At 64.5% G+C, this 10,558-nt stretch carries 6 protein-coding genes; all 6 read left to right on the top strand.

The genetic code is table 11. The features are described 5' to 3' along the window. Positions 1-150 precede the first annotated feature (150 nt). Entirely contained in the window at positions 151-768 is a 618-nt protein-coding gene (gene lexA / locus AC1Q6I_RS34260; RefSeq protein WP_024075053.1) for a transcriptional repressor LexA, read from the top strand. Further along, a complete protein-coding gene (gene imuA, locus AC1Q6I_RS34255) occupies positions 768-1,382 on the top strand; it encodes a translesion DNA synthesis-associated protein ImuA (RefSeq protein WP_024075054.1) in 615 nt (204 codons plus the stop codon). Before lexA ends, imuA begins: the two co-directional genes overlap by 1 nt. A gap of 7 nt (positions 1,383-1,389) precedes the next feature. Beyond that, positions 1,390-2,802, top strand: coding sequence for a Y-family DNA polymerase (locus AC1Q6I_RS34250; protein WP_102625668.1), 1,413 nt, complete (start codon positions 1,390-1,392; stop codon positions 2,800-2,802). A 43-nt stretch (positions 2,803-2,845) separates the two neighbouring features. Beyond that, a complete protein-coding gene (locus AC1Q6I_RS34245) occupies positions 2,846-5,917 on the top strand; it encodes an error-prone DNA polymerase (protein ID WP_102625669.1) in 3,072 nt (1,023 codons plus the stop codon). A 126-nt stretch (positions 5,918-6,043) separates the two neighbouring features. Next, a complete protein-coding gene (locus AC1Q6I_RS34240; RefSeq protein ID WP_102625670.1) occupies positions 6,044-7,759 on the top strand; it encodes an ATP-binding protein in 1,716 nt (571 codons plus the stop codon). 55 nt (positions 7,760-7,814) lie between these two features. Further along, positions 7,815-10,334, top strand: coding sequence for an excinuclease ABC subunit UvrA (uvrA, locus tag AC1Q6I_RS34235; RefSeq protein WP_102625671.1), 2,520 nt, complete (start codon positions 7,815-7,817; stop codon positions 10,332-10,334). The last annotated feature ends 224 nt before the right edge of the window (positions 10,335-10,558 follow it).

The raw sequence follows: 10,558 nt of genomic DNA, 5'->3' as shown, positions 1-10,558 counted from the left end.
TCGCGAGCAAGCTCGCTCCTACAGAAGGCGATGTACGCTTAACTGAACGGCATTAGGGCTTGCCCCCGATAGCAGTGTCAGCCACCAGATGCCTCCACTGACACTCCCCCGACTACCGGCTATTGTCAGAAATTTTCCACAGGAGTACAAATGTACTCCATGACAAACCTGACCCCCCGCCGTACCGCCATCCTGACCTTCATCCGCGACCGCATCGCGCAGCAAGGCCAACCCCCCAGCCTCGCCGAGATCGCCGAGGCGTTTGGCTTCGCCTCCCGCAGCGTCGCACGCAAACATGTGGTGGCCCTGACTGAAGCCGGCTTCATCGAGGTCAACCCCAACCAGGCCCGTGGTATTCGCTTGCTCAACCAACCCGCCCGCCCCGAATGGCTGGACGTCCCCGTTCTCGGTCGAGTCGCTGCAGGCTTGCCCATCGGCACCGATGCCGAAGTCCACAACCGCCTGCAACTCGACCCTGCCACCTTTGCGAAAACCCCGGATTACCTGCTGCGGGTCCAGGGCGATTCGATGATCGAAGACGGCATCCTCGACGGTGACCTGGTCGGCGTGCGCCGCAGTGCCGAAGCGTTGAACGGCCAGATTGTGGTCGCGCGCCTGGACGGTGAAGTCACCATCAAACGCTTCGAACGTCACGGCGACCATGTCCGCCTGCTGCCCCGCAACCCGGCGTATCAACCCATCGTGGTAGGCCCCGACCAGGACCTGGCTATCGAAGGGGTGTTCTGCGGCCTGGTGAGGCAAGGCTGATGGGCGCCGTCGTAGCACTGGACTCGCTGTTCAATGGCGGCCGCGTCTGGAAGGGCCGGCCCGCCGTGCCTCCGGCCAGTGTGCACCCCACGGGGCTGGCGGCGCTGGATGCGGTGCTGCCCACGGGCGGCTGGCCGGAGTCGGCCCTGAGCGAAATCCTCATGGCCAAGGACGGTGTGGGCGAGTTGCAACTGGTGCTGCCCACCCTGGCGCGCTTATCGGCCGCCGGGGAACGCATTGTGCTGGTGGCGCCGCCCTACACGCCGTACCCCCACGCCTGGCAGAACGCCGGGGTGGATTTGCGTCAGCTTTCGGTGGTCCAGGCCGAAGAGCGCGACGCCTTGTGGGCGGTGGAGCAGTGCCTGCGTTCCGGCAGTTGCGGCGCCGTGTTGTGCTGGCCGCGCAAGGCCGATGACCGGGCATTGCGCCGTTTGCAGGTGGCGGCCGAAACCGGGCAGACCCTGGCGTTTGCCTGGCGCGCCTTGAGCGAGGCGATCAATGCGTCGCCTGCGGCCCTGCGCCTGGCCGTGGAGGCCAAGCCCGCGCAAGTGCGGGTGCTCAAGTGTCGAGGCGGGCTTGCTCATCCGGCGCCGATTGCGCTGGCCGGGCACTGAGGTTGATATGCGCTGGGTGTGTATTGTCTTCCCGCAATTGGCGCTGGACGGGGTGCAGCGCCTGCATCCCGAGGCGGATCAGCCCTTGGCGTTGCTGGCCGGTACGCCGCAGCGGCGCGTGTTGCAAACCGTCAACGCGGCCGCCCGTGCATTGGGCCTGCGCCCCGGCCAGTCGCTGACGGCGGCGCAGGCCCTGGCCAAGGGTTTTGCCTGCGCCGAGTACGACCCGGTGGAGATCGAGCGTTGGCAGCAGTTTCTCGCGGCCTGGGCCTACCAGTTCAGTTCCCAGGTCAGTGTGTTCTACCCCCGCGCGCTGCTGTTTGAAATCGAATCGAGCCTGGGGCTGTTCGGGCCATGGCCGCGTTTCGAAGCGCGCTTGCGCAAGGAACTGAACGAGCTGGGCTTTCGTCACCGCATCGTCGCCGCGCCCAACCCGGCGGCGGCGCGCGTGCTGGCCAATCTCTACGATGGGTTGGTCGTAGACGATGACGCCTTGATGCAGGCCCTGGCGCCGTTGCCTATCGACCGCGCCGGCCTCGAGCCGCAGGCCGCCATGGCCTTGTCACGCATGGGCCTGCGCACCTTGGCCCAGGTGCAGGCGTTGCCCCGGCATACCCTGGCGCGGCGCTTTGAGGCCAGCGTGCTCAAGCACCTGGATGCTCTTGGCGGATACCGGCCGCTGGCCCTGGCGTTCTATCAACCGCCGGACCGCTTCGATGTACGCATCGAGCTGAACTTCGACGTGCAATCCCACCAGGCGTTGCTATTCCCCTTGCGCCGGCTGACCGGTGACCTGTCGGCTTTCCTCTGCGGCCGCGACAGCGGCGTACAGCGTTTTGACCTGCACCTGGAGCACGCCCAGGCGCCGGACAGCGTGATCAAGGTTGGCCTGCTCAGCGCCGAACGTGAGCCGGCGATGCTCTTCGAACTGGCCCGCGGTCGCCTCGAGCACGTGCAGGTCACGTCACCGGTGCGCGGCTTTCGCCTGGTGGCCCAGGACCTGCCGGTGTTCGTGCCGCAGCGCAAGGACCTGTTCGACGACCGCCCGCAGCAGACCCTGCCCTGGGAACAGTTGCGCGAACGCTTGCGTGCACGGCTGGGGGATGATGCGGTGCAAGGCCTGCGTTTTCACGCCGACCACCGCCCCGAATGCGCCTGGCAAGCGGCCGCCGACAGCCGCCCGTGCCCAAGCCTGGACAAGGTGCAGCGCCCCGGCTGGTTGCTCAACGAACCGATCTTGCTGGCCGAGCAGGGCGTGCAGGTCTTGATGGGGCCGGAGCGTATCGAATCCGGCTGGTGGGATGGCGCCGATATCCGTCGCGACTACTACCTGATCCAGACCCGCGCCGGCCAGCAAGGCTGGGCCTACCGCACCGTGGGGCAACACGATGGGTTGTGGCTGCAAGGCTGGTTCGCATGAACCACCGCAGGCTGTCGCCACCTTCCCACCGTGAGCTGCAAGCATGAGCTACGCCGAACTGCACTGCCTGTCCAACTTCAGTTTCCAGCGCGGCGCCTCCAGCGCGCTGGAGTTGTTCGAGCGGGCCAAGCGTCAGGGCTACAGCGCGCTGGCGATCACCGACGAGTGCACCCTGGCGGGTATCGTGCGGGCCTGGCAGGCGGCTAAGGCGGTGGAGTTGCCGTTGATTATCGGCAGCGAGATGCGCATCGAAAACGGCCCGAAGCTGGTGCTGCTGGTGGAAAACCTCAGCGGCTACCAGCACTTGTGCCGTTTGATCACCCTGGCCCGACGGCGGGCGGAAAAGGGGCGCTATCGCCTGCTGCAAGAGGACTTCGAGCAACCCCTGCCTGGGTTACTGGCGCTATGGGTCGCCGCAGACAGCGACACCCAGGCCTCGATCCAATGGTTGCGCCGCACCTTCGCCGAGCGCCTGTGGCTGGCGGTGCATCTGCATTGTGGCCAGGACGATGCGCGCCTCCTGGAACAACGCCTGCACCTGGCCGCCAGCCTGCAACTTCCCGCAGTGGCCTGCGGCGATGTGCATATGCATGCGCGCGGCCGCCGCGCCCTGCAAGACACCATGACCGCCATCCGCTATCACGTGCCGGTGGCCGAAGCGGGTACGCGGTTGCACCCCAATGGCGAGCGGCATTTGCGCAGCCTGGAGGCCTTGGCCGCGTTGTACCCGCAAGCCCTGCTTGACGAAACCCAGGCGATTGCCCGCCGCTGCACCTTCGACCTCGGCCAGTTGCGCTACCAATACCCGCGCGAACTGGTGCCCGAAGGCCAAAGCGCGAAAACCTGGCTGCGCACCCTCACCGAAGAAGGCATTGCCCAGCGCTGGCCAGAGGGTGTCGACGCCAAGACCTTGCAGCAGATCAACCACGAGCTGCAGTTGATCAGTGAGCTGGGCTACGAAAGCTATTTCCTCACGGTGCATGACATCGTGCGCTTCGCCCGCAGCCGTTCGATCCTGTGCCAGGGGCGCGGCTCGGCGGCCAACTCGGCAGTGTGTTTTGCTTTAGGCATTACCGAGATCAACCCGAGCCTGATGAACATGCTGTTCGAGCGCTTCCTGTCCAAGGAGCGCAATGAGCCGCCGGACATCGACGTGGACTTCGAACACGAACGCCGCGAAGAAGTGCTGCAATACGTGTTCCAGCGCTATGGCCGTACGCGCGCGGCCCTCACGGCGGTGGTCAGCAGTTACCACGCAGCCGGCGCGGTGCGCGACGTGGCCAAGGCCCTGGGGTTGCCGCCCGACCAAGTCAACGCCCTGGCCGAATGCTGCGGGCGCTGGAGTGATGAGGCACCGCCGCTGGAGCGCCTGCGTGAAAGTGGTTTCGACCCTGAAAGCCCAGCGTTGCGCCGGGTACTTACGTTGACCCGGCAACTGATCGGCTTCCCCCGGCACCTGTCCCAGCACCCCGGTGGTTTCGTGATTTCCGAACACCCGCTGGATACGTTGGTGCCGGTGGAAAATGCCGCCATGGCCGATCGCACGATCATCCAGTGGGACAAGGATGACCTCGACGCCGTCGGCCTGCTCAAGGTGGATATCCTCGCCTTGGGCATGCTCAGCGCGATCCGCCGTTGTTTCGACCTGCTGCGCCGCCATCGCCACCGCGACCTGTCGTTGGCGACGATCCCCAAGGAAGACCCGGCCACCTACGCAATGATCAGCAAGGCCGACACCATCGGTGTGTTCCAGATCGAGTCGCGGGCGCAAATGTCGATGTTGCCCCGGCTCAAGCCGCAGAACTTTTATGACCTGGTGATCGAGGTTGCCATCGTGCGCCCTGGGCCGATCCAGGGCGGCATGGTGCATCCGTACCTGCGTCGGCGTAACAAAGAAGAGCCCACCACCTATCCGTCGCCGCAGCTCAAGACGGTGTTGGAACGAACATTGGGCGTGCCGCTGTTCCAGGAGCAGGTGATGCAAATCGCCATCGTCGCCGCCGACTATACCCCCGGCGAGGCCGACCAGTTGCGCCGTTCCATGGCCGCCTGGAAACGTCACGGCGGGCTGGAACCCCATCAAGTGCGCCTGCGCAACGGCATGCTGAAAAATGGCTACAGCGAAGCCTTTGCCGCGCAGATCTTCGAGCAGATCAAGGGCTTTGGCAGCTACGGGTTCCCCGAGTCTCACGCGGCCAGTTTCGCCTTGCTGACCTACGCCAGTTGCTGGCTCAAATGCCATGAGCCGGCGGCGTTCGCCTGTGCGCTGATCAACAGCTGGCCCATGGGGTTCTACAGCCCGGACCAGATCCTGCAGGACGCCCGCCGCCATCGCTTGCAGATTCGTCCGGTAGACGTGCAGGCCAGTGACTGGGAGTGCAGCCTGGAACCCATCGACGGCCAGCAACCGGCGATCCGCCTGGGCTTGCGTATGATCTCCGGGTTTCGCGAAGAGGATGGGCGGCGTATCGAAGCGGCCCGCCAGCGCCGCGCCTTCAGCGATGTGGCCGATCTCGACGAACGCGCCGGGCTGGACGCCCGCGCCGAGGCCTTGCTGGCGGATGCCGGTGCCTTGCGCGCGTTGGCCGGCAACCGGCACCAGGCACGCTGGGATGTGGCGGGGGTGCACAAGCAACTTGGGTTATTTGCCGGCTTGCCCAGCCCCGATGAAGCGCGGGTGGCGTTGCCGGTGCCCACGGTGGGGGAGGACTTGCAGGCCGATTACGTCACGGTCGGCACCACCCTTGGCCCCCATCCGTTAGCGCTGCTGCGTGATGAGCTGCGCAAGCGGCGCTGTCGCAGCTCGAACGAACTGCTGGCGGTGGAGCATGGGCGCAATGTCAGCGTCGCCGGGCTGGTGACCGGTCGCCAGCGCCCCGGCACCGCCAGCGGCGTGACCTTCGTCACCCTGGAAGATGAGTTCGGCAATCTGAACGTGGTGGTGTGGCGCGATCTGGCAGAACGCCAGCGCGCAGCCTTGGTGAATTCGCGGCTACTCAAGGTGGACGGGCGCTGGGAAGCGGTGGGCGAGGTACGGCACCTGATCGCCGGGCGCCTGACCGACCTGACGCCGCTGTTGGACGGCATTCCTGTGCGCAGCCGGGATTTTCACTGAGGGGAGTTGCCCAGTTCACGACGGATGAGCTATATGCAATGAAACGATTTATTACAGTCAGGCTCCAAGTTTTTATCAGTGGAACTGCACCACCGATCAATGTTTCTCTGCACCAAGAGCCTATCGATGCCTTTTTTATCCAACACCCACGGCTGTGAAGGCTGGGGCGGTGAAATGGCCCAGCGAATCCGTGCCTTCGACTGGTCGCACACCGACCTGGGCCCGCTGGATCGCTGGTCCACCAGCCTGGCCTGCACCGTGCAGATGATGCTGGCGTCGCCCGTGCCCATGGTGATGCTGTGGGGGCCGGCCGGCTACATGATCTACAACGACAGCTATTCCGTGTTTGCCGGTGGCCGTCATCCGTATTTGCTGGGCACGCCGGTGGAGCTGGGCTGGCCGGAAGTCGCCGACTTCAATCGGCATGTCGTGGACACTTGCCTGGCGGGTGGCACTTTGTCCTATCACAACAAGGAGCTGGTGTTGCTGCGCAACGGCCAGCCGGAAAACGTATGGCTGGACCTGTATTACAGCCCGGTCGCCGGAGATGACCAGCAGCCGGCCGGGGTCTTGGCGATCGTGGTGGAGACCACCGCCCATGTGATTTCCGAGCGCTTGCGCCAGGAGCTGACCCACAACCTGGAGCAGCGCGTTGCCGCCGAAGTGCAGGCGCGCTCCGTCGCCGAAGAGCAACTGCGCCAGTCGCAAAAACTCGAAGCCATTGGCGGCCTGACCGGTGGCGTGGCCCACGACTTCAATAACCTGCTGCAAGTGATCGCCGGCAATTTGCACCTGTTGGCCCGCCATGAGCCGGAAAACCCCCAGGTGCAGCGACGTGTCAACGCTGCCATTGCGGCGGTGGAGCGCGGTGCCAAGCTGTCCTCGCAATTGCTCGCGTTTGCGCGTCGCCAACCGCTGTCACCGGCGGTCTACAACCCGCAGCGCATCTACGCCGGTCTGGGCGAATTGTTGCAACGTGCATTGGGTGAAACCATCCATGTCGATGTGCAACTGCCCCAGGATTCCTGGTGCATCCACGTCGACCGCAACCAACTGGAAAACGCACTGCTGAACCTGGCGATCAATGCCCGGGATGCCATGAAAGGCGAGGGCGTGATTCGCATCACCGGCGAAAATATCATCCTCAACCCCAAGGATTGCGTCGGTAAAAGCCTGCAGCCCGGCGAGTATGTGCGCCTGGCGGTCACGGATATCGGCGTGGGTATGCCGGCGTCGATTCTGTCGCGGGTGTTCGAGCCGTTCTTTACCACCAAGCGCGATGGCCACGGTACGGGCCTGGGCCTGAGCATGGTGTTCGGGTTTGTCCGGCAAAGTGGCGGCCATGTCGAGGTGTGGAGCGAGGAAGGCAAGGGCACCGTGGTGCAAATGTATTTCCCGCGCAGCTTGGGCGAGGAGTGCCAGGAGATCGAACCCGAGCCGGTATCCCATGCCGCAGGCCAAGAGACCATTCTGGTGGTGGAGGACAACGAGGGCGTGCGATTGACCGTCGTGGAGCTGCTGGAACAGGCTGGTTATACCGTGCTGACCGCTGAAGACGGCGACCGGGCGATGCAGAGGCTGTTGGACGGAATGCGCCCCGATCTTATTTTTACCGACGTGGTGATGCCCGGCCGCGTCAAAAGTACCGACCTGGCGGACTGGGCCCGCGCCCAGCAACCGCCGGTGGCGGTGCTATTCACCTCGGGACATACCCGCGACATTCTCTCCACCAACCACCTGCTCAGTGCCGACATTCATCTGCTGAGCAAACCCTACAGCCCCGAAGCCCTGACGCAACGGTTGCGCAGCGTGCTTACCGCCCGTGTGGCTCAGACCGATTGAACGAGCCCCCGCCCGGCAGGCTCCGAACCAGGACCTGCCCATGACAAGGTTGACCATGACTTCACAGCGCACCCTCCCTCCGCTCACTGCTCAACGGCCCGGGTTTGTCCGGGTTCGCGGCGCCCGCGAACATAACCTGCGCAATGTCGATGTGGACATTCCACGGGATGCCCTGGTGGTGTTTACCGGGGTGTCGGGTTCGGGCAAGTCGTCGCTGGCCTTTTCCACGGTGTACGCCGAGGCCCAGCGCCGCTATTTCGAATCGGTGGCGCCCTATGCACGGCGCCTGATCGACCAGGTCGGCGTACCCGATGTGGACTCCATCGAAGGCTTGCCTCCGGCTGTGGCCCTGCAACAGCAGCGCGGTACGCCGAGTGCGCGTTCGTCGGTGGGCAGCGTGACGACCTTGTCCAGCCTGATCCGCATGCTGTATTCCCGCGCCGGCCACTATCCGCCGGGCCAGGCGATGCTGTATGCCGAAGACTTTTCGCCGAACCTGCCCCAGGGCGCCTGTCCGCAATGCCATGGCCTGGGCCGCGTGTATGAAGTGACCGAGGCGCTGATGGTGCCCGATCCGTCGCTGACCATTCGCCAGCGCGCCGTGGCGTCCTGGCCGCTGGCATGGCAAGGCCAGAACCTGCGCGACATCCTGGTGACCCTGGGTTATGACGTCGACATTCCCTGGCGCGACCTGCCGAAAAAGCAGCGCGACTGGATTTTGTTCACCGAAGAAACCCCGACCGTGCCGGTGTATGCCGGCTTCACCCCGGAGCAGACGCGCGACGCGCTCAAACGCAAGCTGGAGCCGAGTTACCAAGGCACTTTCAGTGGTGCGCGGCGCTACATCCTGCACACCTTCACCCACACCCAAAGCGCGCTGATGAAAAAGCGCGTCGCGCAATTTATGCAAGGCAGTGCCTGCCCGTTGTGCGCTGGCAAGCGGCTGACCCAGGCAGCGTTGTCGGTAAAGTTTGCCGGGGTGGATATCGGTGAGTTGTCGCAACTGTCGCTGGTACAACTGGCCGAGCTGCTGCGGCCGGTGGCGGCGGGGCAGGACACAATGAAGCTGTCGGTGGAAAAGCGCCTGGCCGCCCAGCGCATTGCCCAGGACCTGTTGGAGCGGGTCAGCACCTTGATCGAACTGGGCCTGGGGTATCTGTCCCTGGAGCGCAGCACGCCGACCTTGTCGTCCGGGGAGTTGCAGCGCTTACGCCTGGCGACCCAATTGGGCTCACAGTTGTTTGGTGTGATCTATGTGTTGGATGAGCCGTCGGCCGGGCTGCATCCCGCGGACGGTGAGGCGTTGTTCACCGCGCTTGAACGTTTGAAAGTGGCGGGCAACTCATTGTTTGTGGTGGAACATGACCTGGAAACCATGCGCCGCGCTGACTGGCTGATCGACGTCGGCCCGGCGGCGGGTGAACATGGCGGGCAAGTGTTGTACAGCGGGCCACCCGCCGGCTTGGCGGCGATCGAGGCGTCGCAGACCCGCGAGTACCTGTTTGCCGAGCGGCGCCCGTCGACGGCGTCGCAACGTCCACCCCAGGGTTGGTTGCAGCTCGAAGGCGTGACGCGCAATAACCTCAATGACTTGAACGTGGCGTTCCCACTGGGCTGCTTCACAGCGGTGACCGGTGTTTCTGGCTCGGGCAAGTCCAGCCTGGTCAGCCAGGCGTTGCTGGAACTGGTCGGCAGCGGCCTGGGCCGCGTGCCGGACAATGACGAGGAACGCAGCCTGGAAGATGACGCGCCGCAAACCAGTGGCGGGCATATCAGCGCCGGGCTGGAACACCTGCGCCGTCTGGTGCAGGTTGACCAGAAGCCCATCGGCCGTACCCCGCGTTCCAACCTGGCGACCTACACCGGGCTGTTCGACAACGTGCGCAAACTGTTCGCCGCCACGCCGGCGGCGAAGAAGCGCCATTACGATGCCGGCCAGTTCTCGTTCAACGTCGCCAAGGGCCGCTGCGCACATTGCGAGGGCGAAGGGTTTGTCAGCGTTGAATTACTGTTCATGCCCAGCGTGTATGCCCCCTGTCCGACGTGCCATGGGGCGCGCTACAACCCCGAAACCCTGGCGATCCAATGGCAAGGCCTGAACATTGCGCAAGTGCTGGGGCTGACCGTGGAGCAGGCGGTGGACGTGTTTGCCGAACAACCAGGCGTCCTGCGTTCGCTGCACGTACTGCGTGATATCGGCCTGGGTTACTTGCGCCTGGGCCAACCGGCGACCGAACTGTCGGGCGGTGAAGCGCAACGCATCAAGCTCGCCACTGAACTGCAACGCAATGCCCGTGGCGCCACCCTGTATGTGCTGGATGAGCCGACCACCGGCTTGCATCCACGGGATGTCGACCGCTTGCTCAGCCAGCTCAATCAGTTGGTGGACGCCGGGCATACGGTGGTTGTGGTGGAGCATGAAATGCGCGTGGTGGCCCAGAGTGACTGGGTGATCGATATCGGCCCGGGGGCAGGGGACATGGGCGGCAAGGTAGTCGCCAGCGGCGCACCGCAGAAGGTGGCCAGGAGCAAGAAGAGCCGCACCGCGCCGTTCCTTGCCAAAGAACTGCCCTGAATGCGGGAGGGGCGGAGCGACGCTTCGAGCGCATTTTTGTGGTGAGCGGGCTTGCCCTGATGCCGATCAGTTAAGGAGGAACACTGTAACTGTGGCCAGCGGGCTTGCTGTGGCGAGCGGGCTTGCCCTAATGCCGTTCAGTTAAGAGTACATCGCCTTCTGTAGGAGCGAGCTTGCTCGCGAAAAACGTCAACGATAACGCGTGTTTCCTGAATGAACGCGGC

This window comes from Pseudomonas sp. MPR-R2A5 (genome assembly GCF_058793055.1).
This window is presented reverse-complemented; position numbering and strand designations above follow the sequence as displayed.

Excerpts from the sequence above, each read along its gene's own strand:
- lexA (WP_024075053.1), top strand. The coding sequence starts at position 151 with ATGTACTCCATGACAAACCTGACCCCCCGCCGTACCGCCATCCTGACC.
- imuA (WP_024075054.1), top strand. The coding sequence starts at position 768 with ATGGGCGCCGTCGTAGCACTGGACTCGCTGTTCAATGGCGGCCGCGTC.
- AC1Q6I_RS34250 (WP_102625668.1), top strand. The coding sequence starts at position 1,390 with ATGCGCTGGGTGTGTATTGTCTTCCCGCAATTGGCGCTGGACGGGGTG.
- AC1Q6I_RS34245 (WP_102625669.1), top strand. The coding sequence starts at position 2,846 with ATGAGCTACGCCGAACTGCACTGCCTGTCCAACTTCAGTTTCCAGCGC.
- AC1Q6I_RS34240 (WP_102625670.1), top strand. The coding sequence starts at position 6,044 with ATGCCTTTTTTATCCAACACCCACGGCTGTGAAGGCTGGGGCGGTGAA.
- uvrA (WP_102625671.1), top strand. The coding sequence starts at position 7,815 with ATGACTTCACAGCGCACCCTCCCTCCGCTCACTGCTCAACGGCCCGGG.